General features: G+C 65.4%; 22 protein-coding genes. 5 read left to right on the top strand and 17 right to left on the bottom strand.

Translation table 11 applies throughout. The features are described 5' to 3' along the window. From nagX to KUV81_RS11065, 6 genes are all read right to left on the bottom strand, one after another. Nucleotides 1–1098, bottom strand: a complete 1098-nt coding sequence (gene nagX, locus KUV81_RS11090) for a transmembrane glucosamine N-acetyltransferase NagX (protein WP_222543927.1) — start codon at nt 1096–1098, stop codon at nt 1–3. 45 nt (nt 1099–1143) lie between these two features. Beyond that, nucleotides 1144–2457, bottom strand: a complete 1314-nt coding sequence (locus tag KUV81_RS11085) for a sugar MFS transporter (protein WP_222544245.1) — start codon at nt 2455–2457, stop codon at nt 1144–1146. Nucleotides 2458–2553: 96 nt separating this feature from the next. Next, the gene (gene nagA, locus KUV81_RS11080; protein ID WP_222543926.1) at nt 2554–3684 is read right to left on the bottom strand and encodes an N-acetylglucosamine-6-phosphate deacetylase; all 1131 of its coding nucleotides are present in this window, start codon (nt 3682–3684) and stop codon (nt 2554–2556) included. Nucleotides 3685–3691: 7 nt separating this feature from the next. Further along, nucleotides 3692–4684 carry a glucosamine-6-phosphate deaminase NagB-II gene (gene nagB-II / locus KUV81_RS11075; RefSeq protein ID WP_222543925.1) on the bottom strand — a complete coding sequence of 331 codons (993 nt, stop codon included), beginning with the start codon at nt 4682–4684 and terminating at the stop codon, nt 3692–3694. Continuing rightward, nucleotides 4681–5586: an N-acetylglucosamine kinase gene (gene nagK, locus KUV81_RS11070; RefSeq protein WP_315900074.1), complete on the bottom strand. Its 906-nt coding sequence runs from the start codon at nt 5584–5586 to the stop codon at nt 4681–4683. The genes nagB-II and nagK overlap by 4 nt, the downstream gene beginning before the upstream one ends. Nucleotides 5587–5654: 68 nt before the next feature. After that, the gene (locus KUV81_RS11065; RefSeq protein WP_222543923.1) at nt 5655–8243 is read right to left on the bottom strand and encodes a family 20 glycosylhydrolase; all 2589 of its coding nucleotides are present in this window, start codon (nt 8241–8243) and stop codon (nt 5655–5657) included. Nucleotides 8244–8606: 363 nt separating this feature from the next. Between KUV81_RS11065 and KUV81_RS11060 the strand changes: the two genes are divergently transcribed. Then, entirely contained in the window at nt 8607–9473 is an 867-nt protein-coding gene (locus KUV81_RS11060) for a sulfite exporter TauE/SafE family protein (protein ID WP_222543922.1), read from the top strand. 22 nt (nt 9474–9495) lie between these two features. Beyond that, complete coding sequence (locus KUV81_RS11055; RefSeq protein WP_222543921.1) at nt 9496–11007, top strand: tryptophan halogenase family protein; 1512 nt, start codon at nt 9496–9498, stop codon at nt 11005–11007. A 55-nt stretch (nt 11008–11062) separates the two neighbouring features. Here KUV81_RS11055 and KUV81_RS11050 read toward each other — a convergent pair whose 3' ends face one another. From KUV81_RS11050 to KUV81_RS11035, 4 genes are all read right to left on the bottom strand, one after another. Then, on the bottom strand, nt 11063–12604 hold the full coding sequence (locus KUV81_RS11050; RefSeq protein WP_222543920.1) for a tryptophan halogenase family protein: 1542 nt from the start codon (nt 12602–12604) through the stop codon (nt 11063–11065). A gap of 12 nt (nt 12605–12616) precedes the next feature. Next, nucleotides 12617–13321, bottom strand: coding sequence for a SapC family protein (locus KUV81_RS11045; RefSeq protein WP_222543919.1), 705 nt, complete (start codon nt 13319–13321; stop codon nt 12617–12619). A gap of 107 nt (nt 13322–13428) precedes the next feature. Beyond that, nucleotides 13429–16038 carry a TonB-dependent receptor gene (locus KUV81_RS11040; RefSeq protein ID WP_222543918.1) on the bottom strand — a complete coding sequence of 870 codons (2610 nt, stop codon included), beginning with the start codon at nt 16036–16038 and terminating at the stop codon, nt 13429–13431. 322 nt (nt 16039–16360) lie between these two features. Then, nucleotides 16361–16666: a hypothetical protein gene (locus tag KUV81_RS11035; RefSeq protein ID WP_222543917.1), complete on the bottom strand. Its 306-nt coding sequence runs from the start codon at nt 16664–16666 to the stop codon at nt 16361–16363. A gap of 32 nt (nt 16667–16698) precedes the next feature. Here KUV81_RS11035 and KUV81_RS11030 point away from each other — a divergent pair, with 32 nt between their 5' ends. Further along, the gene (locus KUV81_RS11030; RefSeq protein WP_222543916.1) at nt 16699–17988 is read left to right on the top strand and encodes an NAD(P)/FAD-dependent oxidoreductase; all 1290 of its coding nucleotides are present in this window, start codon (nt 16699–16701) and stop codon (nt 17986–17988) included. Between the two features lie 73 nt (nt 17989–18061). Here the strand turns inward: KUV81_RS11030 and KUV81_RS11025 are convergent, their stop codons facing one another. From KUV81_RS11025 to yciH, 7 genes are all read right to left on the bottom strand, one after another. Then, entirely contained in the window at nt 18062–18985 is a 924-nt protein-coding gene (locus tag KUV81_RS11025) for a helix-turn-helix transcriptional regulator (RefSeq protein ID WP_222543915.1), read from the bottom strand. Nucleotides 18986–19143: 158 nt separating this feature from the next. Continuing rightward, a complete protein-coding gene (locus KUV81_RS11020; protein WP_222543914.1) occupies nt 19144–20388 on the bottom strand; it encodes a B12-binding domain-containing radical SAM protein in 1245 nt (414 codons plus the stop codon). Between the two features lie 59 nt (nt 20389–20447). Further along, nucleotides 20448–21458 carry a sterol desaturase family protein gene (locus tag KUV81_RS11015; protein WP_222543913.1) on the bottom strand — a complete coding sequence of 337 codons (1011 nt, stop codon included), beginning with the start codon at nt 21456–21458 and terminating at the stop codon, nt 20448–20450. Next, the gene (locus tag KUV81_RS11010) at nt 21455–21655 is read right to left on the bottom strand and encodes a hypothetical protein (protein ID WP_222543912.1); all 201 of its coding nucleotides are present in this window, start codon (nt 21653–21655) and stop codon (nt 21455–21457) included. Before KUV81_RS11010 ends, KUV81_RS11015 begins: the two co-directional genes overlap by 4 nt. Nucleotides 21656–21911: 256 nt before the next feature. Further along, the gene (gene ruvX / locus KUV81_RS11005) at nt 21912–22328 is read right to left on the bottom strand and encodes a Holliday junction resolvase RuvX (protein WP_222543911.1); all 417 of its coding nucleotides are present in this window, start codon (nt 22326–22328) and stop codon (nt 21912–21914) included. Further along, nucleotides 22325–22888, bottom strand: a complete 564-nt coding sequence (locus KUV81_RS11000; RefSeq protein WP_222543910.1) for a YqgE/AlgH family protein — start codon at nt 22886–22888, stop codon at nt 22325–22327. The genes ruvX and KUV81_RS11000 overlap by 4 nt, the downstream gene beginning before the upstream one ends. Nucleotides 22889–22890: 2 nt before the next feature. Next, complete coding sequence (gene yciH, locus KUV81_RS10995; protein ID WP_222543909.1) at nt 22891–23220, bottom strand: stress response translation initiation inhibitor YciH; 330 nt, start codon at nt 23218–23220, stop codon at nt 22891–22893. A gap of 87 nt (nt 23221–23307) precedes the next feature. On the opposite strand from yciH, the gene KUV81_RS10990 reads away from it, so the two are divergent. Further along, a complete protein-coding gene (locus KUV81_RS10990; RefSeq protein ID WP_222543908.1) occupies nt 23308–24009 on the top strand; it encodes a sporulation protein in 702 nt (233 codons plus the stop codon). Between the two features lie 114 nt (nt 24010–24123). After that, complete coding sequence (locus KUV81_RS10985; protein WP_222543907.1) at nt 24124–24693, top strand: DUF4136 domain-containing protein; 570 nt, start codon at nt 24124–24126, stop codon at nt 24691–24693. The last annotated feature ends 22 nt before the right edge of the window (nt 24694–24715 follow it).

Below are 24715 nucleotides of genomic sequence, written 5' to 3'. Positions count from 1 at the left end.
TCAGACCTTCAGGAACAGCCCCTTTCGCGCCATCAGCGCCAGCACGGCCCACTGTAGCCCCAGTAGCCCCAGTACCGACACCAATGGTCCCGCCTCGGGCCAGGCCCGCCCCACGCCCCCCAGCAGGCTGGATGCCGTGTAGCCCCAATCCACCCAGGCGCTGGCCAGGTAGATGAAGATGGAGTTGACCCCAATCAGGGCAAAGGCCCGGCCCAACCGGGTCCACCCTGCCCCATCCACCAGCGCCAGGAAGGCCGCCAGGAAAAGGCCGCTCCACCCCAGGGTCACCAGCACGAAGCTGACTGTCCACAGGGTCTTGTTGACCGGCACCCAGGGGTGCAGGGCCCAGCCGAGGCCGCAAAGCAAGGCCGAGACCCCGGCCAGGACGGCACAGCGCTGCCACAGCCCTCTTGGCTGGCGCAGCCAGTAGCCGGCCCAGACCCCCACCAGGGCGTTAAGGGCGGCGCTCAGGTGAGAGAACAGCCCCTCGGGGTCCAGCGTCGCGTTCTGGTAGGTGACGCCCGGCAGCCAGGTCTGATCGAGCCAAGCATTCAAGGAGTGCTCGGCGCTGTAGGGGGCGGCCCCCCAGAGCCCCTGGGCCAGGCCGTAGGCCAAGGCCAGGGCCAAGCCGGCCAGCAACTGGCCCCGCAGGGGCAGGTGCCAGGCGATCATCGCCGCCAGGAACCAGGCCATGCCGATGCGCCCCAGCACGCTGGCGTAGCGCACCTCCTCCAGCGCCAGGGGCACGCCGGTACCCCAGCCGTGGTTGTACAGCACCCCCAACAGGCAGAGCAGCGCCAGGCGGCGCAGGGCCTTGCGGTAATGGGGAGTACGCTCGGCCCAGGGCAGGCCCACCAGGCTCTGGCGCTGCAGGCCGATGGTCACCCCGGAGAGGAAGATAAAGAGGGGAAAGATCAGGTCGTAGAAGGTGAAGCCGTGCCAGGGGCTGTGCAGCATCTGCTCCGCCGCCGTTTGCCACAACGGCCAACCGGTGAGCAGCAGCAGGGCCGCGAACAGCTTCTCCCCGCCGATGATCCAGAACATGTCAAAGCCCCGCAGGGCGTCCAGCGCCTGGAGGCGTGGCTTGGGAGTCGACATCGTCACATCCTGTGAACGCCGGGGCGGACGCCCCGGCGGTGTGGGTTACCAGCTGCGGAGCTTATGCCCCTTGACCGCGTAGTAGAAGATGAACAGGTAGCAGGGCAGACCCAGCCAGTAGGCGATTTGGGTGTCACCGGTCAGGTGGGCCACCTTGCCAAAGGCCAGCGGCAGGATGGCGCCACCGGAGATCCCCATGATCAGCAGCGCCGAGCCCTGGGCGGTGAAGCGGCCCAGACCATCCAGGGCCAGGGGCCAGATCGCCGGCCACACCAGGGCGTGGGCCAGGCCCATCAGAGCCACGAAGGTGATGGGATCCGGCACCACGGGAATGCCGCTCCAGCCCCAGAGCACCGAGGCGATGGCCGTGCTCTGCTCCGAGGCCATGGTGACGCCCAGGACGCACAGCATGCCGGCAATGCCGGAGAGCACCAGGGCCTGCTGCTGAGAGAGGAAGCGGGGGATACAGGTGACCCCCACCAGGTAGCCGATCACCATAAACACCATGGTGTAAGAGGTCAGGGCGGCGAAGTTGGGCACCCCCAGGGCGCTGCCGTACAGGCCGATGGTGTCGGCGGCGATCACTTCGATCCCCACGTAGAAGAACAGCGCCACGGCCCCCAGGACCACCTGGGGAAACTGGGTGATGCTGCCCTTGTTCTCGTGTTCGGTCTCGGTTTCAAACTCCAGCTCCGGCAAGGAGGAGAACTTCACCAAAGCGATCAGCGCCGCCAGCACCGCGGCCATGTAGAGGTAGGGCACCACCAGGCGGTTGGACAGCTCCTCAATCTGGGCCTGGCGCTCGGCCTCGCCCAGCTGGGCCAGGTGTTCGGCGGTGAAGCCCTCGAAGCCGGACAGCACCAGGGCGGTGAAGACGATGGGCACGATCACCCCGGCGCCCTTGTTGATGAGTCCCATGATGCTGATCCGAACCGCCGCGGTCTCCTTGGGGCCGATCATCACCACGTAGGGGTTGGAGGCGGTCTGCAGGATGGTCAGCCCGGTGCCCAGTACGAACAGGGCCGCCAGGAAGAGCGCGTAGTTGGCGCTCTGGGCCGCGGCGATGAACACCAGAGCACCCACGGCCATCAGCGCCAGGCCCACCGCCATGCCGTTCTTATAGCCGGTGCGTTTGAGGATGCTGGACATGGGCAGCGCCATCACCGTGTAGGCGATGTAGAAGGCGAAGGTCACGAACAGCGCCTGGAACTCGTTCAACTCACAGATGATCTGCAAGAAGGGGATCAGGGAGCCGTTCAGCCAGGTGACAAACCCGAAAATGAAAAACAGGGTGCCGATGATGAACATCGGCAGCAGGCTGCTCTTGTTCCGCACGGCCTCTTGGTTGGCTTCAATCATAGTCATCGCTTCTCTTCCTTTGAGTGCCCCGACCCGCCCTGAGGACGGTGCCTAAGACACGATGGCCGGACGCCTTACGGGCCCGGCCTGTCGTTATTAAATCGGTTCTACGGGGGTGCCGGCTAGCCAGCATTGGCGCACCCGGTGCTGCTCATCCAGCAGCACCATGTCCGCCGCCGCCCCCACCCTCAGGCGGCCGGGGTGGTCCAGCCCCAGAAACTCCCCCGGGTAGCGGCTGGCCATCTTGAACGCCCGAGCCTCGGTCAGCCCCAGGCGGGTGATGCTGTTGCGCACCGCGCTGGCCATATCCAGCACCGAGCCGGCCAGCTCTCCGGAGGGGGCGGTCAGCTTGCCGTCGTGGCGTTCGATGGTGCGCCCCAGCAGGGTGAAGCTGGTGCCATCCACCCCCACAGGAGGCATGGCGTCGGTCACCAGCATCATCTTCTCCTCCGGCTTGGCCTTGAGGGCCAGCTGCAGACTGGCGTCGTGGACGTGATGACCATCGACAATCAGGCCGCACCAGCTCAGCTCATCCAACAGCGCCGCCCCCACCATGCCCGGTGCCCGGGAGGTGAAAGGAGACATGGCGTTGAACAGGTGGGTAAAGCCCCGGGCCCCGGCAGCCAGGGCGGCCCGGGCGGTGTCGTAATCGGCGTCGGAGTGGCCCAGGCAGACCCGAACCCCCGCTGAGCTGAGCTCACTGATCTGGGAGGCCGGCACGCTCTCCGGCGCCAGGGTGACCACCACCTGGCCCAGGTCCTTGCGGGTGTAAACCGCCATCTCCGCTTCGGTCAGGGGGCGGATGTGCTCGGCGCTGTGGGCGCCCTTCTTGGCCACCGACAGGTGGGGTCCCTCGAAGTGCACCCCGAGAACCCCCGGCAGCTTCTGGGCCCGGGCTTCGGCAACGGCGTCGGCGGCCTGCTCCAGGGTGGCCAGACGGTCGGTGATCAGGGTCGGCAGGTAGCCGGTGGTGCCAAAGCGGGCGTGGGCCCGGCCGATGGTGGCGATCGCCTCCACCGTGGGGGTGCCGTTAAACAGCGCCCCGCCGCCGCCGTTGACCTGGACATCGACAAAACCGGGCACCAGGGTGCCCTCCAGGCGCTCGGCTCCGGTCGGTGCCGGGCCGTGGCCCAGGGCGACCACCCGGCCGTTATCCAGGGTCAGCCAGGCGTCCTTATGGAAACGTTCGCCGTTAAACAGTCGTGCAACTTGGTAGGTGTGCGCCATGGCTGCCTCACAGGGTCTGGGTGACCTTCTTCAGGCCCTTGGGGTTGTCCGGATCGATGCCGCGGGCCAGGGCCACTTTTTCCACGTCCAGGTAGAAGCGCTGCATCAGGGTCAGTGGAGCCAGGCGCGGGTGCACGGCACCCACCTGGCTCATGGGGATCACGGTAGCGCCCCGGGCGCGGATCTCCGCCATCTGCTCCCGGTGGGCCGGGGCGGACTCGTCATCGATGTCCAGATCCAGCACCGTCAGTTCCTGCTCCACCAGGGTCACCGGGCCGTGCAGGAACTCGGCGCTGGAGAAGGCTTCGGCGTGGATCCCGCACACCTCCTTGAGCTTGAGGGCGATCTCCTTGGCCACGGCATAGCCCAGACCCCGCCCCAGCACCACCAGGTTGCTGACCCCGGCAAGCGGCGCGGCGCTCAGCTGGGTGGGGGCGGCAGCGGCGTGGCTGAGGGCCCCGGGCAAGCGGTCCATCGCTTCGGCCAGCTCGCGGCGACCGCTCCAGGCGGCCACCAGCTGCAGCAGGGCGCTCAGGGTCGCCAGGTAACTCTTGGTGGCGGCCACCGCCTTCTCCTCGCCAGCGCGCAGGGGCAGGACAAAATCCGCTACCGAAGCCAGGGGGGATTGCTCATCGTTGACCAGGGCCACCACCCGGGCGCCGCTCTCCTTGGCCATCCGGGCCTGGGCCAGGATGTCGGGGCTGCGGCCGGACTGGGAGATCACCAGCACCAGGGCGCCGGCCAGCTCAAGCGGCCGGCCGTAGATGCTGGCCACCGAGGGGGCGGAGGCGAAGGTGGGGATCCCCATCTCGATCTCTATCAGGTACTTGGCAAACACACCGGCGTGATCGGAGCTGCCCCGCCCCACCCACATGACGAACTTGGGGGGCGTGGTGCGCAGCTGGGCTCCCAGCTGCTGCAACACGGCACCGTTGTGACCCAACTGGTCGCTCACACGCTGGGCGGCCTCCAGGGCCTCCCGCTCCATAATGCTGCTCATTGACGTTGTTCCTTCTGTGCGCGCTGTTGGCGTTGGTCCTGGGCGTAGAACACGGCGCCCATCTCCGGGGTGGCCTGGGCCGGCGAGAGGGCGTCCTGCACCTCCGGACTCAAATGGGGGATCACCAGGGGCCCCAGGCCACCCAGCAGGGAGAGGCGTGGCGCACCGGCGTCCAGCAGTTGCCGGGCCAGGCGATTGATGTAGTCGGTGCCATCGGCGCGGATCGCCAGGGCCAGGTAGTCCCCCTGCTCCGCCGCTTCGAATACCACCGAGGCCAGGCGGGCGTAGGCGGTGGAGCGCTGACCGGCCAGTTGCTCCACCCAGTCCAGGGCGACATCGCTGCCCAGGGCCCGGCCAATGCCGGCGCTCATGGCGGTGTGGGGCCCTTGACCGTCGGAGGCCTCCAGGGCCTTTTGTACCGCCATCAGCCCATACCAGGCACCGCTGCCCTTGTCCCCCTGGGGGAAACCGTGGCCGCCGTAAATCCGCTGGTTGCCGCCGAGATCGAGGAAACCGCAAGAGCCGGTGCCGGTGATCATGATGGCGCCATCCTGGCGGCCATGGGCCCCCAGGCAGGCGATGTGCAGATCCGTGGTCAGGTGCAGCTGGGCAAAGGGGTGGGACCAGGCCGCCATGGCGGCGTAGCAGGAGGGCAGATTGACCCCGGCCAACCCGGCCCCGGCCACGCACTCCGCCAGCTTGCTGGCGGGCAGACCGGCGGCGCCGAGCGCCTGCTGGCAGGCCTCGATGATGGCCGCCTGGGCCGCTTCCAGGCCGTTCACCGGGTTGGCGGCGCCGGCCAGGCCGGTGCCCATCACCCCCTGGCTGGGGTGGTAGAGGATGGCGCGGCACTTGCTGCCGCCGCCATCGATCCCCAGTAGCAGGGGGCTGTCTGCGCTCACCACGTCCGAGGTCTCCTGTGCGGTCTGGCCATCTGAATGAATCGAGTCCATTGATAATGACAACGCTGTCATAGTTTGTCCACCCCCGCCTCGACACTCAGGCTGCGGCCGGGACGCTGACCGTCGGCAGAGCGGGCACGGATGGCCACCGGGCCGTTCACCGCCACCGGCGCCGAGTAGGCCCGCCATTGACCGTCTTGCTCCCGGTACTCCAGGGCCAGTCCGGGAAAGAGCAAGTTCAGGCTCAGCTTGCCCGCCGTCAGCTGACCGCCGACGGTGGGAATGCGATAGGCGATCCCCGCCCGGTCAAGCTTGGCCAGCTCCTGCCCGCCAAGCAGGGCGGCGAAGCGCTGCCAGTCGGCCAGGCGGGCTGCTTCGGCGGTGAAGTGGCGGCTGTCGGGGCCGTAACTCTGGCCGGGGACGTAGGCCAACTCCCAGTCGGCCCGGTGCCAGGCCCGCTCCGCCACCGCCAGCAAGCGGGGGAACAGCTTGTACTCCACCACGTCCGGGTGGCGCACGGTTTCGCTCCACAGCTGGGCCTGGATCCCCTGGATCCGCTCCTCCTCCAGGGGGAAGTCGACATCCTCGGCCTGGTAGGGGTTGCCCTGGCGATCCCGCCAGATCTCGGCGTGGGCCGGCAGGTTCTCCGGCATCAGGCTGAACACCTTGAAACTGTTGATGGCCCGGGCGCCCCAGTAGTAGCCCCCCTCGTCCGGATCCGCCTCGTAGGGGAAGTCGAAGTAGAGCACGTCGGGGCTGGAGAGCACCACGTCCCAGCCCAGCTTGAGCTGCTCCTGAGCCTTATTGTGGCCGCCCCAGGCCAGCAGGTCCCAGCTGAAGGAGGTGACGGGCACGCTGAGCTGCTCCTTGGACTCCAGCAGGCCGTCGCTCCAGCCGGCGGCGCGGATCCCGCGCTCCGCCAGCATGTCCACCACCCGGCGGATGAAGTAACCGGTGAGATCCTCGGTGCTGTGCAGGTCCAGCTCGTCGGCGATCAGTGCCGCGCAGCGGGGGGAGTGCTCCCAGGCCCCGGCGGTCTCATCGGCACCGATGTGGTAGAGGGTCAGGGGGACGCCGGCGTCCTCATGCATCGCCTGCACCTCGTCCAGCACCTTGCCGATAAAGCGGTAGCTCGACTCCTGGCAGGGGTTGATGGTGTTGTCGGTGTAGTACTGCACCGAGAGGTAATCCGGCGCGTCTTCGAGATCGCTGAGCAGGTACTGGTTGGCCGCGGCGCTCTGCCCGGCGGCCATCAACCGCCGGTGACGCTCGGCCATCGATTGCACCGCCGCCCGGGAGTGGCCGGGCATGTCCAAGGAGGGCAGCACCTGGATGTGGCGGGCGTCGGCGTAGCGCAGCAGCTGGATGTAGGCGTCGCGGCTGAAGTAGCCGTTCACCTCGCTGCCCGGGGTCACCCCGGAGCCCAGCTGGGGCAGCAGGCAGTTGCGCTCCTGGGCCTCGGCACAGCGCCGGGAGCCGATTTCGGTCAGCTCCGGCAGGCCGGGAATGGCCAGGCGCCAGCCCTCATCGTCCGCCAGGTGCAGGTGCAGACGGTTGAGCTTGTAGGCCGCCATCTGGTCGATGATCTTGTACACCACGGCTTCGCCGGGGAAGTTGCGGGAGAGATCCAGGTGCAGGCCCCGGTAACCAAAGCGGGGTGCATCCTCGATGGCCACCGCCGGCACCTGGGGCTGGTCCAGACGGATGAGGCCCGCCAGGCTCTGCAGGGCGTAGAAGGCGCCGGTATCGCTGCTGGCCTGGATGTTGATGCCCTCCGCACTCAGCTGCAGCCGGTAGCCCTCCGCAGCCAGCCCCTCGACCCGCTTAAGGGTCAGCGGCGTGCCGCGCTCATTCTGGGCCAGGCCCAGCATCGCCAGGTGCTCGAAGGCCGCGGCGAACGCCGCCACCTCGAAGCCCTCACCGCGGGCACTGAGCCCCTTGGCCAGGGACAAAGGCTCCCCCTCGGTCAAGGTGAGCGACTCCGGGGTGGGGATAAGGCCGGCGGCCGGCAGGGCGCTGTGTTCGGGGACCAGGGCGGCGTTGTCGGCAAACAGCTGGGTGGCGGTGGCCTGGGGGGTGTTGTCCTCGGCGGTGCGCTTGAGCTGACGCTCAGGGTCCGTCAGGGGCTCGACAAAGGGCAGCGTCCAGAGCCCGGTGTGCTGGTCCTGCACCTCCCGGGTGCTGGCGATCACCACCGGCTGGAGGCCCTCGGCCACCAGGAAGTAGTTGGGCATGGGGTCGGAGTTGGAGACGCTCCAGAAGTTGGCGGTGTAGGGCACCACCTGGGTCTGGCCGGCGGCCAGACCGGAAAACTCGGCGGTGGGGGCCAGACGGTGCAGATCGCCGTTCAGGTGAGTGATGGCCAGGGGGCCAGTGCTGCCCTGAACGTAGGAGACCTGGCTGAATCGCAGCTCCCAACCGCTGGCGGGCAACGGCAGGTCACCGGTCTCAAGCTGGATCTCGGCCCGATAGCAGAAGCCATCGCCCTTCTCCTTGAGGCAGTGGGGGCCGGGGCGGTTGTCCACCACCCGGTGACGGATCACCAACTGGTTGGCCAGGGCTTCCAGACCGGCCTGGTCCAGGGGCGGCTCTGGGGCGTCAGACCCGGGCTGGCAGCCTGCCAGCAGCATCAGGGTCAGAGGCAAGACTGCACGCATACTCGCTTCCTTGTCGATGCGCCAACCGTCTGTCGCGGTTGGTCGGAATAAAAAAACTGGCTGCCAAAACGGCTGGCAGCACAGCGGACGCCTGGACCGAGGGAGTGGCAAGGCAAACTGGTACGGCACCTACGAGGGGAGAACACCAGACCCTTTGCCAGGCAGCGCCCGGGAAACCCTTGACGCAATACAAACTGGTTACATAATGACAACGCTGTCATTGCCTGTCCAGCCCCCCGGGCCATTTTTCTTTCCGCCCTCTGGCGCGCCGCCCAGGGGGCCCGGACAAAGCGACTGACAGCGGTGTCAGAGGATGGTAGGTTAAGTAAAATAACAAGAACACAACAATAAAGACGCCATCCCATGATCCGTACCGCCCTGCGAACCCGCCCCTGGCTGCTGCCCGGCTCCCTGCTGCTGATGGGCGGCGCGATCTTCTGGTCCGCCTCGCTCAGTGCCGGCTTCGCCGAGTACGGCCATTTCAGCCTGCTGGGGATCCTCGGCGCCCTGGTGGCCAACAGCACCGGGGCCGGCGGGGGCGTGGTGTTCATCCCCGCTTTCGGCCAGCTGGGGCTGTCGGCGGAGCAGGCGGTGGCCACCTCCTTCGGGATCCAGTGCTTCGGCATGACCGCCGGCGCCCTCACCTGGCGCCACTACGCCCGCACCCGGGTGACGGCCGCCGAGCAGCCCCAGTGGACCCCACTGCGCGCCATCCTGCTCTGGACCCTGGCCGGCACCCTGCCCGGCCTGGCCCTGGGCCACATCCTGGCCGCCCCCGCGGCACTGCATCCGCTGTTTGCCGGCTTCTCCGTGGTGTTGGGGTTGGCGATATTGGCCAGCACCTGGAGCGCCCCCGGGGCCCGGCCACGCCACACCCTGACCGGCCCGCTCAAGGGCGCCCTGGTGCTGCTGGGGCTGGTGGGTGGCGTGATCACCGCCTGGCTGTCGGTGGGGGTGGGGGAGATCCTGGTGATCCTGCTTATTCTGCTGCGCTTTAACACCGCCATGGCGGTGGCCGCCGGGGTGATGGTATCGGCCCTGGCGGTGTGGTTCGCCACCGCCCTCAACCTGCTGGCCGAGGCCCCCATACAATGGCCCATCGTGCTCTTTGCCGGCCCCGCGGCGATGCTTGGCGGGGTGCTGGCCCGGCGCCTGGCCACCTGGCTGTCGCCCCTGCAACTCAAACGCTTTTTCGCCTGCTGGATCCTCTTTGTCGGCCTGCTGGGCTGACCTAACGCTAAGGAAGGCTCTTATGACGTCACGGCCCCTCTCCCGAATCACCATCGTCGGCGGCGGCAGCGCCGGCTGGATGACCGCGCTTTACCTCAACCGCTACTACAACAGCGGTGCCACCCGCACCAAGATCACCCTGATCGAGAGCGAGGACATTGGCACCATCGGGGTGGGGGAAGCCACGGTGCACAGCATCCGCTTCTTTTTCGCCGCCATGGGGCTGGACGAGGCGGAGCTGATGCGGGAAACCGGCGCCACCTTCAAGACCGGCATTCGGTTTCGCAACTGGAAAAAACCGGTGGCGGGCCAGACCCACGAATACTTCCACCCCTTCGAGGAGCAGCGCCTGCCCGCCATGGTGGATCTCACCACCGCCTGGTTCAGCAGTGACCGGGCCCAGTCCGAGCGCTATGACCAGGGCACCTGCCTCTCCAGCCACCTGATGGCCGAAGGCCATGGCCCCAAGGGCCCCAGCTCCGGTCCCTACCAGGGGGTGGTGCCCTACGGCTACCACCTGGATGCGGTGCGCCTGGGCCGCTACCTGCGTCGCAAGGCGGTGGAGGCCGGCGTCGAACACCGGGTGGGCACCGTGGACCGGGTGGAGACCCAGGGGGAGCGGATCCTGGCCCTGCACTGCAACGGCCAGCGCCACGAGGCGGATCTCTACATCGACTGCAGCGGCTTTCGCAGCCTGCTGATGAGCCAGCTCAAGCAGGACAACTGGCAAAGCTTCGAGGACGCCCTGCCCTGCAACCGGGCGGTGGCTTTGCAGCTGCCCTACCCCAAGGGCGCCTCGCCCCGGCCCTACACCCAGGCCACGGCCCTGGACAACGGCTGGGTGTGGGAGATTGACCTTCAGGAGCGGCGCGGCAACGGCTACGTGTACGACGGCAACCGGCTGAGCCCGGAGCAGGCGGAAGCGGCCCTGCGGGCCCACCTGGGGGTGCCGGCGGACATGGGCCAGGCACTGCACCTGAAGATGAAGATCGGCTGTTTGAAGGAGTTCTGGGTGGGCAACTGCCTGGCCATCGGCCTGTCCGGCGGCTTTATCGAGCCGCTGGAGTCCACCGGGCTGCACCTGATCAACCTGAGCGTCCGATTGCTGGCCACCCATCTGAACGGGGCCGAGGTGGCCCAACCGGTGAAGGACTCCTACAACCGGCTGATGAACGGGATCTACGACGACCTCAAGCGCTTTATCATCCTCCACTACTGCCTGAGTGACCGGGACGACAGCCCCTTCTGGCGCCAGGCCGCCGACAGCGCCAAGCACAGCCCCCGCCTGCAGCAGGACCTGGCGCTGTGGCAGCACAAGGTGTGCGAGTTTATGGACCTGGCGGGCAGCTACGCCACGGTGTTCACCGACGAGAACTACCGATTCGTGCTCTACGGCATGGGCCACACCCCCACCTTTGCTCCCATCGGCGATCCCGCCCAGCACCAGGCGCTGTTCGATCAGCTCGCCGCCCGGGTGCAGATGGCGCTGCAGCAGACTCTGCCCCACCATCAAGCCCTAGCGGCGCTCAAGTAGCGGGCGCTAAAATTGCCGGTACCGACAGAGAAAGGGCCCCGACTGGGGCCCTTTTTTACACCTTCTGCAGCCCGTGCCGGGCGATGCGTTCCAACAGCTCCCGGTGGGGCAACAGCTCCCGGGCCAGCTGATCTGCTCCCTGGCGCAGCCGGGCCACCTTCTGCTCCGCCTGACCGCCGTAGGGGTGGCGTTCGGCGGCCACCCGGGTGGGAAACTCCATGCCGTAGAGCACATAGAGGTAGTTCTCCAGGTTGAAGATCGACAAGGTGGAGGCGAAGTCGTAGGCGCTGGGCAGCTGTTCGGCCCAGAACGCCAGGTTCTCCTTGAGGGAGTCAGGCACGGTCGCCGGGTCCCGGTTGTCCCGCCAGAACGCCGAGTCCTCCCGCTGGGACAACACGTAGTGCAGCTTGATGAAATCGATCACCCGGTCCCAGGTGTGGCGCACCCGCTGGTTGAAGCGCTGGGCCACCGCCGCCATCTGACGGGCGTCGGCGGGCAGCTGCTCCGCCAGCATCCGGGCGGTGAGGTCGAACACCAGAAGCCCGGTGGCTTCCAGGGGCTCGACGAAGCCCCCGGCCAGGCCGATGGCCACACAGTTGTCCTGCCAGGCCCGCTCCCGGTAGCCCACCCGCATGGGGATCTTGCGACAGGAGAGCCCCTCGGCCGCCGGGCCCAGGTAGTCCCGCAGCACCTGCTCCGCCGCTTCGTCGCTGGTGTAGCGACTCGAGTAGACGTGACCCACCCCACGCCGGCCGGTGAGGCCGATGTCCCAGATCCAGCCCGCCTCGGTGGCGGTGGAGAGGGTGTGGCAGGGGATGGGGGCATCGGGACGCTCGTAGGGCACCTGGATGGCCAGGGCGCTGTCGACAAAGAGCACGTCACGCTTGTCGATAAAGGGCACCCCCAGGGTCTGCTCCGCCAGCAGGGCACTGAAACCGGTGCAATCGACAAAGAGATCCCCCTCGATGCGCCCGGCGCTGTCGGTCAGGATGGCCTGGATCCCCCCCTCGGGGCGGGGGACCACCTCGGTCACCTCCGCCAGCTGGTGTTGCACGCCCAGACGCTCCACCGCGTGGCGGGTCAACAGGGCGGCAAACTTGGCGGCATCCAGGTGGTAGGCGTAGGCGGTGGCCCCGCCAAACTCCGGGTGCACCAGGGTCTTGGGTCCCAGGCCCCGCTCGCACAGCTGGGCCTGCAGGGCCACGGCCTCGGCGTAGGGACCCGGTGCCTGGCCCATCAGCCAGTAGGGGGTGGGATCCAGGCCGTTGATGGCCGGGTAGTCGAACAGGTGGTGGTAGGCGTGGGATGCGCCCCCCTCGGGGGCGCGCAGCCAATCGATGAACTTGATGCTCTGCTTGAAGGTGACGTCACACTGGCGGATGAAATCGGTTTCCCGGATCCCCAACCATTGCAGGGTCTGGCGCATGGCGGGCACCGTGCCCTCCCCCACTCCCACGGTGGGGATGTTGGGGGATTCCACCAAAGTGACGCTGAAGTGGGGATTGTCCCCGTGTTTGCGGGCCAGGTGGCAGGCGGTCAGCCAGCCGGCGGTGCCGCCTCCGACCACCACCACACGGCGGATTGCTTCACCTGCCATCGGGCACTCCGTTTAGCCGTTGAGCTTCTTGTCCGCCAGGCGGTTTACCTGGTGCAGGGAGGTCAGGTGGGCATAGATCAGCGGCAGGAAACCGCGCTTGCGCAGATCGGCAAACTTGTTGTCCGGCAGCTCGTTGAGCTTCTGCTCGTTAACCATGTAGATCCCGCCGATGTTGTACTCCTCGTCGTCGATCTTGAGGCTCAGGGTGCGGGCGTCCAGCAGCTCCAGGTCGTTCATCAGGGCGATAAAGCCCTGGGTCACCTGCTCGGACTCGATAAAGCGGCCCAGGCTTTCCTTCTTCTGCTGCAGGTAGGCGCTGGGATCGCCATTGAGCTCAAACAGGGCCTGGCCATCGCCCTCGCCGATGCGGTCGCTGTTGTCGAACAGGGCCACCATCAGCTGGTCCTGGTTCTGCAGGTCCGGCACCAGGGCCAGGGGGTAGTGGGTGACGGCGGCCGGGATGTAGGTGCCCTTCCAGCCGGACTCGGCGGAGTAGTAGTTCTCACCGGGCTTGAGGCCCAGCATGGCCACGGCGCGGAACTGGCCGGTCTCGGTGTTCTTGACGAAGACGATGGGGAACTCGTTGCTGGCGCGGACAAACTCGTGCACCACCACAGGCACGATGTGCTGCTCCTTGACGTGGGCAAAGCCGGGATCGTCCTTAATGGTGACTTTTGCGTGCTTCTCTTTTTGCAGCGGTACGATGTTGGCTTCCATGTGAATACTCCCTAAATACGTTCGCAGTGGTGAGCCACTGTCTCTGGATAAAAAAAGGGGAGTCAAGCTCCCCTTTTTTTGAGTGTTACTACCTTGTCACGACTCGGTTAGAAGCGCAATGCTGCACCCACAGAGACGGTCCGAGCCATCTCGTACTCGAACAGCGGGAAGCCCTGGGCAAAACCGCTCAGGTCGGTCTGGAAGGCGTTGTTACCGTACTGCTTGGAGTTTTCCTCGGTCAGGTTGACCGCATCCAGGGTGATGTCCAGGTAGTCGGTGACACGCCAGCGGGCGGACAGGTCCAGGGAGCCGAAGTCGTCGTGCAGACGGTTACCGTAGGAGCCGGTCTCACGGATCATGTACTCGTCACGCCAGGCGTAGGACAGACGCACCTCCAGCCACTCGTTCTCGTAGTACCCGGTCACGTTGTAGCTGTGCTTGGAGCTGTTGCTCAGGAAGGGGTTGCCGTCGGTAAAGGTGGTCTCGTCGGTGTCGGTGTCGGTGTAGGTGTAGTTGACGATGGCACCCAGGCCGTTCTCGAAGTCCTGCTGGTACTGCAGTTCCAGGCCTTCGATGGAGGCGGACTGACCGTTGCTCTTCTCCTGCTTGGTCCAGTAGATCTCATCCGGACGCAGCTCGCCGCCGAAGTCGATGCCACCCTCACCGTTCATGAATGGACCGGACTCCTTGATGGTCACGAAGTTGGACACGTCCTTGCGGAACAGGGCCGCGGAGACCATGGAGGCGCTGTTGAAGTACCACTCGATGCCCAGGTCGTACTGGTTGGCGATAAAGGGCTTAAGGCCCACGTTACCCACGATCCAGAACTGGTTGTTGGGCACGTCGTCGTTGGCACCGCGCACGTCCGGGTTGACGTACATGTCCACGTACTGGGGACGGGCCATCACCCGGGCCGCGCTGAAGCGCAGGATGGTGTCGTCGGTCAGGTCGTAGGCGGCGTTGAAGCTCGGCAGCACCTCGGTGTAGTCGGCGCTGGTCTCGGTTTTGGCGCCATCCAGGTAGTAGGTGGAGGTGGCGTCGGTGCCCACAAAGCGCACCCCGAAGTTACCGCGCAGGCCATCGGCGTCGTAGCTGGCCATACCGTACAGGGCGTAGTTGTCCTCGTCGATCTCGCTGTAGGAGCCCAGATCTTCCACCTTGCCGGTGATGCTGGAGCGGGCCCAGGACTTGAGCGCGTCGGCATCCACCTTGAGGATCTGGTAGTCCCCGGCACCCACATCAATCAGGCCAGCGTTCACCTCGGAGGTGTCGATGCTGGTGATGAAGTTGGGGTCCTGGATAAAGTCGAAGCGACGGCTGGTGGTGTTGTGGCTGGCGTAACGGGCGCCAAACTTCAGCTCGGTGATCACACCCAGGTCCACTTCGAAGGCCACGTCTGCCTGGGCGTAGGTCTCGTCGTCGGTTTTGGGAGTGGCATTGAACTGCGAGCCGGTGCCCATGCCCAGGGAGCCCGGATCGTAACCGGCCATGTCGAAGCCGTTCAGATCCCAGCTCTGGCCGCCGCCGGTGAAGTCGTAGCTGCCGCCCGGGATGGGGGTGCCGCCGGTGCCGTCGTCCACCACCATCTCGAAGTCGGTGCCGCCGGTGGAGGAGGTGTCACCCACCTGGAACTCGAACACGTAGCCGTTGCCGGTGTACTCCATCTTCAGGTCGTAGACCTCGGCGTTCATGGTCGCTTCCCGCGGACGGGCCTGGTAGTAGGCCACGTTGAGCGGGCCGGCCACCTGGGTACCGGAACCGGGACCCGGGGCGTCGCCGCCACACAGACCACAACCGCCCAGCCAGGAGGTCTGGTCCCAGTTGCCGGACCAGGAGGTGTCCCCCTGGGTCAGCCACAGGGCGTAGTTGGTGTTGTTGGCCTTCATCTTCATGTCGATGGCGTTGACCACGAAGTTGAGGTTGTCGGTGGGGGCCCACTGCAGGGTGGCGGTGAAGGCGGTGCGCTCACGCTCCTGCTCGAAGGCCACGGGGCCCGCGCCCCACTCCCAGAAGGCTTCGTTGCCCTGGCGTTGCAGGCTGCGGTCCTGCATCACACCGGAGAGCATCACGCCGAAGGTTTCGTTTTCGTTCTTCCAGCTCACCAGGCCGGAGGCCAGGGGGTCCCACTCTTCGGAGTCGGACTGGTAGAGGCCGGCGGCGGAGGCGTACACGCTCAGGCTGTCCAGGTCCAGCGGCTTGCGGGTGTTCACCTCGACGGTGCCCCCCACGCCCCCTTCCAGCAGGTCCGCCTGGGAACTCTTGTACACCACCAGATCACCGACGATCTCGGAGGGCAGCAGCTCGTAGTTGAAGCTTCGCTTGGCCGGTTCCAGCACGAACCACCCGGTGGAGGCCACGTTCTGGCCATTCAGGGTGGTCAGGGTCAGGTCATCACCGGCACCACGGATGGAGACCGAGGCCCCTTCACCGAACTGGCGCTGGATGGTGACGCCGGGGATCCGCTGCAGGGATTCGGCCACGTTGCGGTCGGGGAATTTCCCGATGTCTTCCGCGGTGATGGCGTCCACCACGCTGTTTGAGAAACGCTTTTCATTCAAGCTGGCCTGCTGAGAAGCCCGGATCCCCCGGACTTCAATGCGCTCAACCGTGGCTTCGGCCTCTTCGGCCAGGGCGCTGGCCGGCAGCATGACTCCGGCGCCCAACACCATGGCGATGGAGGTCGCCAGCAGATGTTTTTCGAACTTAACAGATCCCATCAGAATCCCCTTCCGTGCTCTTGTTATCTCTGTCGCTGTGTTGTCCATGTCGTATGACAGCGTTGTCATGGATGTAACTTAACTTACACAAGTCCCTGGCAAATGACCATATCTTCGCCACATTTTTTTAACCATTGTAAATCATACACTTGTGGTGAAAATTCGAAAATGGTGTGGATTGATACGCGAGAAAACGGACGCTTTTGGCCGGCTCAAAACGTCGTAAAAACGGCAAAAATGACAAGGCTGTCAATTGGCTAGACCCATGGGGCCTGGCGACCGGGCAACAAGCTTGCAGTGAAGAGGCAACAGGCGGATTTCATTAGCAAAGCGCAGTTTCAACCAGGCTTTTGGTGACCCTGACCTTGCCATCACCGGCCAGGATCACAGCCTGAAACTGAATTACAGAAAGTTCTTTCCCTAGAGGGGGCGATATCGTGATCATGATCATCACGCATACCGCAAAAACCCCGAAAACCTCGCTTTTATTCGGCCATTGCGGCCTTTCTCGGTTAGCTTGCGCTTTTTGAAAGAAAACAACGGAATTGCTAAACTCCGACCACTTATCGCGGCCCCCTGTGTCGGGCCCCAGCCTCAAGGCCAGAGCGCCTATGGTTAGGAAGCGCATTTCAGTTTCAGTCTCATAACCTGGAGTCAACTATGACCAAAATCGTGATCGTCGGTGGTGGAGCCGGCGGTATGGAGATTGTTTCCAAGCTGGGACGTAAGCTGGGGCGCAAGGGCAAGGCCCAGATCACCCTGGTGGACCAGTGCGATCACCACATCTGGAAGCCGCTGCTTCATGAACTGGCCACCGGCAGCCTGGACGAGGGGCTCAACGCCCTGGATTACCGGGTACACGCCTCCCAGAACGGTTACCACTTCGAGCAGGGCAGCCTCAGCGGCCTGGACCAGGTGAACCGTCAGATCGTCCTGGCACCGATGCAGGATGAGAAAGGGGTCGAGGTGCTGCCGGAGCGACGCCTCGACTACGACTACCTGGTACTGGGGGTGGGCGCCATCACCAATGACTTCGGGATCCCCGGGGTCAAGGAGCATTGCGACTTCCTGGATCTGACCGACGAGGCGATGGAGCTGCGCAAGAAGATCCTCAACCGCTTCCTGCGCTACGCCAAAACCCACGACCACGACCACTTCGAGATCACCATCGTGGGCGCCGGCGCCACCGGGGTGGAGATGGCCGCGGAGATGCACCACGCCGCCGACACCCTGCGGGGCTACGGCTACGAGATCAGCGAAGATCTGCTGCGGGTGACCCTGGTGGAAGCCGCCGACCGGGTGCTGCCCCGGGTGGACAAGGAGCGGATCTGTAATGCCGTGGCCGAGGAGCTGAAAAAGCTCGGCGTGGTGGTCAAGACCCACACCCGCATCGTCGAGGTGACCGATCGCGGCATGCAGACCGCCGAGGGCGAGTTTTTGCCCTCGGACCTGATGATCTGGTCCGCCGGCGTCATGGGCCACCCCATGCTCAACACCCTGGGACTGGAGACCAACCGGGCCAACCAGATCATGGTGAAGGCCAACTGCCAGACCCCGAGCAACGACCGCATCTTCGCGTTCGGCGACTGCGCCGCCTGTCCGCAGCCGGACGGCAGCTTCACCCCGCCGCGGGGCCAGACCGCCCGCCAGATGGCGCTGATGATCGGCGACAACATCCAGCGCCTGATGGCCGATCCCCACGCCGAGCTCAAGGAGTACGTCTACAAGGATCTGGGCTCCCTGGTGAACCTCTCCAAGTTCCACACCGTGGGCAACCTGATGTCCTTTATGGGCGGCGGCATCGCGGTGGAGGGTAAGGTGGCGCGCCTGGTGTACACCTCGCTGTACCGTCGCCACATGATCGCTCTGCACGGTCCGGTGAAGGGGCTGTTCCTGATGGGCCTCAACGGCCTGCAGCGCCTGATGCGCCCGGAGCTCAAACTGCACTGAGTCCGGCGCTTCGCGTCATCCCCCAGAATCGGGCTCAAGTCTCCCTTTGAGCCCGATTTTTTTTTGCCCCCCCTCAGGGCCGCCTCACCGGCAGCTGGAAGGTCATCACGGTCACGCCCGTGCGGATCGCGTCGGTCTGCTCGATGATCTCCACCCCCCAGCCGTTGTCGGGCAACGTCCAGCCGCGCTTAAGCACCTCCTCAACCAGTCGGTCCCATACCCCGTAGTACGCGGATTCCGAGGCCAGTCTCGCCTGACAGCACAGGTGCTCCCCCCCGGGGAGCGTCAGGGTGTGGGGCCCGGCCTGGCTCACCCATCGGCCGGCGTGCACTGGGTAATCCGCAAGCCGGGTGTCCAGTTGCTCGGTGATCGGCGCAGCCAGCACCAGCGGGGTGCCCGGTTGCTGTTCGGCCGCCTGGCAGTACGCCTCCCAGTCCGCACTGGGCAGCCGGGTCGCCTGCAGGGTGCGTGTTGGCAAGGATTGGCACTCGATTTCCAGCTGCTGGGCCAGTTGGCGCTCCAGGCTGGGTAACGCCTGTGGCGCTGGCGACGTTTCCGGGCCGGGGTGGCCCAGGCGGTCGAGCAATCGCTGCAACTCGACGCTCCCCGGCGCCCGACCCAGGGCGCGGATCGCCTTGGCGCTGGTGCCCAGATCGCGCTTTAACGCCTTGGCCAGCGCCTGGGAGGAGGAGAAGCCGGTTTTGTGGGCCACCTCGGTGACCGAACTCCGTTCCGAGCTCAGCAGCAGGTGGACCGCGGTTTGCAACCGGAGGCGGCGCAGATACTGCCCCGGGGGTTCATGGAACACCGAGTGAAACATGCGGTGAAAATGGTGAGGGGAGATGGCGCAGTGCTCGGCGACGCTCTCCCAGCTGGGTGGGGGATCCCTATCCAGATGCACCGTCAAATACAGCAAAGCCTTCTCGAAGCGTTTACGCCAGTGGGGCGCGAGGGACTCGATAAGCTCAAGCTCCGGGATCAGGTTCTGCGTGTCCATACCACCTCGATGTGCGACCGGCTGCCGGGTATCCCTTACGGGCGTTGCCCCCATCCTATCAGCTTGGCAGTACCCCCGGCTTTCGGGGGCCCAGATCGCACTGCCCGGCCCTGTCTGCCGGACGTAACAGCTCGGCCGTCTGGTCGGTGATCCGGCCCCTAGGGCAGGCAGATGGCGGCGGCGATGGCGGGGCCCTGCATTCGGCTGATGCGGCGGGCACGCCGGAGAGAACGCCGGATGCTCCACAGCTCCTGGTGCAGCCAGGCCACCCCCTGCTCCAAGGTCTCGACGCTCATCTGAGCCGGCTGGAACACCGCCTGGGCACAGTCGTAGCGTTGCCAGTCGCGGGTCAGCAGCCGCTCCTCCCTCGCCAGTTGCTGATACAGCCGGGTGCCGGGGAAGGGGGTCACTATGTTGGGGTGCGGCACGTCCAGGTCGATGGCGTCCACGAACGCCAGGGTGCGCTCGAATATCCCGCTGTCGTGCTGGTCAAAGCCCAGCAGCAGGCAGCTGTCCACCAGGACGTTGTAGCGGTGCAGCCGCTCAATCAGGGCACCGGCCCGGCTGGGGTCGATAAAGCCCTTCCCCGCGCCCTTCAGCGCCGCCGGGCAGGCGGTTTCCAGCCCCACCACCAGATACCAGAGACCGCTGCGGACGGCGGCCGCCACCAACTCTTCGTCCTCGGCGAAATCCAGGGTCGCCTCACCGCTCCAGCGGATATCAAGCGGCGCCAGGGCCGAGAACAGCGCCATGGCGTACTCCCGGTCGGCGCACAGGTTGTCGCAGTGCAGCTCCAGATCCCGGGCCCCCGAAGCGCGGATCTCGGCGACCACCTGTGCCACCGGTCGAAACGCCTCCCGCTTGAAAAACGGGCGGACGGTGCAGTAGCTGCAGTTATGGCGGCATCCCCGCCCTACGGTGACGCCCCACTCACCGTATTTTTTCTGAAGTGCCGGATCCGAGGGCCAGGGGTTGAGTGCGGCCAGGTCCGGCTTGGCCGGACTGTTATAGAGGGGCTTAAGCGCGCCTTGCTGGTGGTCCGCCAGTAATTGCGGCCAGCTGATCTCCGCCTCCCCCAGCAGCACCGCATCGGCGTGGGATGCCGCCTCCTCGGGCAGCGCGGTGACGTGCAAGCCGCAAAGCACCACGGCACGCCCCCGGGCCCGCAGCGTATCCGCCAGGCGATAAGCCCGCTGCACATCCGGCGTGCTGGATACCAGGGCGATCAGATCATAACCCCGGTCGTCCAGGGATTCCCCCAGGGTCTCGTCCACCAGGGTGATGTTGTGGCCCTCTGGGGTGGCCGCCGCCAGGGCAAAGAGGCTCTGGGGCGGCGAGGACATGTAGGCTTTGTACTGCTTAAAGGGCGAGGGTTGGCAAACCTTGACCAGGGCGATGTGCATAGGGGTGACTCCAGTTATGACGTTCGGCAGCGAAGTGGCACTCGAGGTTGAAAGCGGCCCTAGCGCGCCTCACCACCGGGGGGCACGCTCTTTGTGGCGATCTCGGCCGGCTTGTTGGGGGGGGCTTCGTGGGGCGCCCAGCCCGGCGGTTTAACGAGCAGGGCCCAGCGCTGGCCCGCCGGGGCCCGGCGAAGATCCCGCCACAGCCGGGGAAACTCGTAAAACTGGACGGTGACGGGGTTTATCGAGGTCATCGCCGTGGTGAGACCGTAGCGGGGGGTCTGTTGCTCTTCGGCAAAGGTGCCGAACAGCCGATCCCAGAGGATCAGGATCCCGCCGTAGTTCTTATCGATGTACTGGGGATCCGAGCCGTGATGCACCCTGTGGTGCGACGGCGTATTGAACACCCACTCCAGGGGACCCAGCTTGCCGATCATCTCGTTGTGCAGCCAGAGCTGGTAGGCCTGCACCAGGATCTCGGCAGCCAGCAGCAACACCGGGTCCACCCCCAGCAGGATGAGCGGCAGGTGAAACAGCAGGGTGATGAAGGGATCGAACACGCTGAAGCGAAACGCCGTGGCGGTGTTCATCACATCGGAGCTGTGATGCACCGAGTGGGCCAACCACAGCAGGCGGACCCGATGCATGCAGCGGTGCTCGATGTAATAGACCAGATCCGCCGCCAGCAGCACCAAAGCGAAGGTCAGCAGAGTGTTGGGGGCCGACCAGGGCACCCACTGGGCCAGCCCGAAATAGAGGGTCAACGCCAAGACAAAGGCCACCCCTTCGGCGAAGTAGTAGGGCACCTGGGTCAGCAGGCTGGAGCCGGTCTCCAGCAGGCGGGCGGCGGAGAAGCGGCCGGTGAGCACATCGTTGCCAATCTCCAGCAGCAAAAAACCCAGGGCGAAGAGCAAAACGGCGTCATAGGTGTCGATGGCGAACCGCTCCAACCGGTCACTGAAGCGGACACCTTCAGAGGCACCGGCCAGCCAGAACAGCAAGAGTCCCATCAGGCCAATAAGGCCGGCGTACAGCCAGACCAGCCCGGCCTGGCGCTTGGGCAGCGTCATGACAGGCTCCAGTAGGGGTAGGTGAAACAGCTGATCGCCAGGGCAGACCAGAGCGCCATGGCAAACCAGTAGGTGCCCGGTTCCTGCTTGCGCTCGTGGGCTTGCCAGAGGTAAACCCGTCCGGTGAACAGGTCCCACAGCACCCAGAGGCTGAGCAGGGTGCCCAGGCCGTAGGAAAACAGCATCTCGTTGGTCATCGTTGATTCGTTCCATGAAAAGGGATGGCGCTGAGCTTAACCCGCCACCGAGGTGCAAACGTGTCCGCGTTTGCTTTATTGAGAAACTTGGCCAGCGCCTGTGCCGGCCCCGTTAAATGTTCAGAGCGGAGCTTGGGCCCGACAGTGAGACCCACCAAAGCCCTCCCCCCTTGCATCCCCGAGCAACAAAAAAGCGGCTTGCTGTAAAGCAAGCCGCCGGGGTGCGGTGCGGGCAGTTCGGGGGTGAACCCGGGGGTCAGCCGTAGAGGGACTCGAAATAGCTCTCCAGGATGAGCGCCGCAGCCAGGGCGTCCACCTGATCCTTCTTCAACGCCTTGTAGCCCCCTTCGTCGAACAGTCGGGCCCGGGCGTCCACCGTGGTCAGCCGCTCGTCCTGGGTGATCGCCTCGATGCCGAACCGGCCGAACAGCCGGTTGGCAAACTTGCGCGCCGCCCGGGTGACGTGCTGATCGCTGCCGTCCATATTGAGCGGCAGCCCCACCACCAGCTTGTCCGGTTGCCATTCGCGGATAAGCGCCGCCACCTCGTCCCAGTTGGGGATCCCGTCCCGGGCCTTGACCCGGGTCAGGGGACTGGCAGTGGCGGTGACCGTCTGGCCCACCGCCACACCGATGCTCTTGGCCCCAAAATCAAACCCCATGATGGTGCTCATGAGTGCCCCACGTCCGAGGAGAGTTGCCAGACGTCGATACCCAGGCGGCGGGTGGCCTCGCTCCAACGCTCCTCCAGGGGCACGTCGAACAGCAGGTCGAGATCGGCAGGGATGGTGAGCCAGGAGTTGCTGGCCAGCTCCTCCTCCAGCTGCCCGGCGGACCAGCCGGCGTAGCCCAGGGCCACCAGGTAGCGGCTCGGCGCCTGCTGGCTGCCGATGGTGGCCAGCACGTCCTTGGAGGTGGTGATCATCAGATCCGTGGTCAGGGACTGGCTGCTGGCCAGGCCGCGAACCGGGGAGTGCAATACGAAGCCCCGCTCCGGGGTCACAGGCCCCCCCACCACCACGCGGTTGCGCAGCCCGGCGGGGAGCACGAAGTCGTCCTGTTTGATCTTCATCTGACGCAGCAGATCATCCAGATCCATGTCGATGGGCTGATTGATCACCAGGCCCATGGCGCCCTCGTCGTTGTGTTCGCACAGGTAGGTGACCGAGCGCTTGAAGAAGGGATCCTGCAGCGAAGGCATGGCGATCAGCAGATGGTTGTGCAGACTGTTCATCCCTAGCCTCCCGCCAGTTTGACCCGATAACCCTGCCCCTCCAGCAGCGCCTTGAGGGCATCGCGATTGTCCCCCTGGATCTCGATGTCGAAACCCTTGACCGCGCCACCGCAGCCCAGCTTTTTCTTCAGCTGGCCCGCCAGGGTCTTGAGGCCCTTGGCGTCCAGCCCCAGCCCGGTGACCACCATGGCGCCCTTGCCCTTGCGGCCTTTGCGCTCCATGCGGATGCGGACGATGCCGTCCCCCTGGGGGGCCTGTTCGGCCTCGGTTTGCGCCTTGATGCGGCCCTGATCAGTACTGTAGACCAGTTGCGAGTCGCTATTGGAGATCATAAAGTGCAGATTCGTTAAATCGGGGGCTTTCAGTGTACCAAATCCCCGAATCAGGACACAGGGGGCACCATGTCATGGATGGGAAGATTGCTGTCATCGGTCGGGATCGGGGCGGCGCGGGTGGACACCCTTCTGGCCCGGGACCAGTACCGGCCCGGTGAAACCATCGACGCCCGGGTGCAGCTCATCGCCGGTCAGGTGGATCAGCGCATCGACGGCATCCACTTCTCGGTGCACAGCCGTCTGGCGCCCAAGCAGCACGCCAAAATCGCCCACTGCACCCTGGCCGAGGGGCTGACCCTCAAGGCCAATACCGTGATGGAACTCCCGGTCAAGCTGGCCCTGCCCCAGTTTGCCCCCATCAGCTCCGGGCCCATCGAGTCCTGGCTGCACACCGGGCTTGAGATCCCCAAGGCCCTGGACCCCACCGACATCGATCCCATCGCCATCCTGCCCACCTCGTCCCAGCAGGCGGTGCTCGACGCTTTAGCGGGATTGGGGCTGGAGCAGACCGGCGTGGAGATTGAGCCGCTGCCCTCTCAAAGCCGATTGGGGCTGCCCTTCTTGCAGCAGTGGCACTACCGCCCCGGTGAGGGCGCGGAACTGGCCGGGGTGGAGCAGCTCAGCTGCGCCTGGCGTCCGCTGACCTCCGGGTTGGAGCTGATGATGGATTATCGCAGCCCCAGCGGGCAGCATTACCACCACGCCCTGCTGGTGCCGGAGGATAACGGCACCAAACTCAAGCCAAAACTGCGCAACCTGTTGACCAGTCACAATCTCACCATCTGAGGGGACGCATTTTCTCGGGTCGATTCAGCTGCCGGTCAGCCTGCCGCTAACGGAACCAATGGCCTTGTGTTAAGGTCAGTTATTGTGAATGTATCGACTTGCGACGGAACACCAATGAAGAAGATTTTTGCCTTCGCCCTCGCGCTGCTGTTGGCCGGCTGCAGCAGCATCAGCACCGATTCGGACTTCGATCCGCAAACCGATTTCAGCCAATACAAAACCTGGAGCTGGATCAAGCAGGCCAGCACCCCCGGTGACAAGCAGTACCATATGGATGGCCTGACCGATCAGCGGATCCGCAACGCGGTGACCCGCAAGATGTCCGAGCTGGGCTTCACCCAGGTGGCCGCCGAGGAAGCCGACATTCTGGTCAACTACCTGACCCAGACCGAGAAGAAGGTCAACGTCGACACCTTCTACACCAGCTTTGGCTACCACCCCTACCACTACGGTCGCTACCCCTACTACGGCGCCGCCAATGTCCACGCCGACACCCGGGTTCGGGAGTACAAGGTGGGCACCTTGATGGTGGATTTCGTGGATGCCGAAAGTCGCCAGCTGATCTGGCGAGGCAGCGCCTCCGACACCGTCCGGGACTACAAGACCCCGGAGGATCGCACCGCCAAGATCAACGAAGCGGTGACCGCCATCCTCCAGCAGTACCCCCCGGGCAGCGGCAAATAAGCCCGCGTCAAAACAACAACGC

It is taken from the genome of Ferrimonas balearica (genome assembly GCF_019802085.1).
Classification (GTDB): Bacteria; Pseudomonadota; Gammaproteobacteria; order Enterobacterales; family Shewanellaceae; genus Ferrimonas; species Ferrimonas balearica_B.
This window is presented reverse-complemented; position numbering and strand designations above follow the sequence as displayed.

Coding starts and splice junctions, on each gene's coding strand:
- nagX (WP_222543927.1), bottom strand. CDS start 1,098: ATGTCGACTCCCAAGCCACGCCTCCAGGCGCTGGACGCCCTGCGGGGC.
- KUV81_RS11085 (WP_222544245.1), bottom strand. CDS start 2,457: ATGATTGAAGCCAACCAAGAGGCCGTGCGGAACAAGAGCAGCCTGCTG.
- nagA (WP_222543926.1), bottom strand. CDS start 3,684: ATGGCGCACACCTACCAAGTTGCACGACTGTTTAACGGCGAACGTTTC.
- nagB-II (WP_222543925.1), bottom strand. CDS start 4,684: ATGAGCAGCATTATGGAGCGGGAGGCCCTGGAGGCCGCCCAGCGTGTG.
- KUV81_RS11065 (WP_222543923.1), bottom strand. CDS start 8,243: ATGCGTGCAGTCTTGCCTCTGACCCTGATGCTGCTGGCAGGCTGCCAG.
- KUV81_RS11060 (WP_222543922.1), top strand. CDS start 8,607: ATGATCCGTACCGCCCTGCGAACCCGCCCCTGGCTGCTGCCCGGCTCC.
- KUV81_RS11055 (WP_222543921.1), top strand. CDS start 9,496: ATGACGTCACGGCCCCTCTCCCGAATCACCATCGTCGGCGGCGGCAGC.
- KUV81_RS11050 (WP_222543920.1), bottom strand. CDS start 12,604: ATGGCAGGTGAAGCAATCCGCCGTGTGGTGGTGGTCGGAGGCGGCACC.
- KUV81_RS11045 (WP_222543919.1), bottom strand. CDS start 13,321: ATGGAAGCCAACATCGTACCGCTGCAAAAAGAGAAGCACGCAAAAGTC.
- KUV81_RS11040 (WP_222543918.1), bottom strand. CDS start 16,038: ATGGGATCTGTTAAGTTCGAAAAACATCTGCTGGCGACCTCCATCGCC.
- KUV81_RS11035 (WP_222543917.1), bottom strand. CDS start 16,666: ATGCGCTTCCTAACCATAGGCGCTCTGGCCTTGAGGCTGGGGCCCGAC.
- KUV81_RS11030 (WP_222543916.1), top strand. CDS start 16,699: ATGACCAAAATCGTGATCGTCGGTGGTGGAGCCGGCGGTATGGAGATT.
- KUV81_RS11025 (WP_222543915.1), bottom strand. CDS start 18,985: ATGGACACGCAGAACCTGATCCCGGAGCTTGAGCTTATCGAGTCCCTC.
- KUV81_RS11020 (WP_222543914.1), bottom strand. CDS start 20,388: ATGCACATCGCCCTGGTCAAGGTTTGCCAACCCTCGCCCTTTAAGCAG.
- KUV81_RS11015 (WP_222543913.1), bottom strand. CDS start 21,458: ATGACGCTGCCCAAGCGCCAGGCCGGGCTGGTCTGGCTGTACGCCGGC.
- KUV81_RS11010 (WP_222543912.1), bottom strand. CDS start 21,655: ATGACCAACGAGATGCTGTTTTCCTACGGCCTGGGCACCCTGCTCAGC.
- ruvX (WP_222543911.1), bottom strand. CDS start 22,328: ATGAGCACCATCATGGGGTTTGATTTTGGGGCCAAGAGCATCGGTGTG.
- KUV81_RS11000 (WP_222543910.1), bottom strand. CDS start 22,888: ATGAACAGTCTGCACAACCATCTGCTGATCGCCATGCCTTCGCTGCAG.
- yciH (WP_222543909.1), bottom strand. CDS start 23,220: ATGATCTCCAATAGCGACTCGCAACTGGTCTACAGTACTGATCAGGGC.
- KUV81_RS10985 (WP_222543907.1), top strand. CDS start 24,124: ATGAAGAAGATTTTTGCCTTCGCCCTCGCGCTGCTGTTGGCCGGCTGC.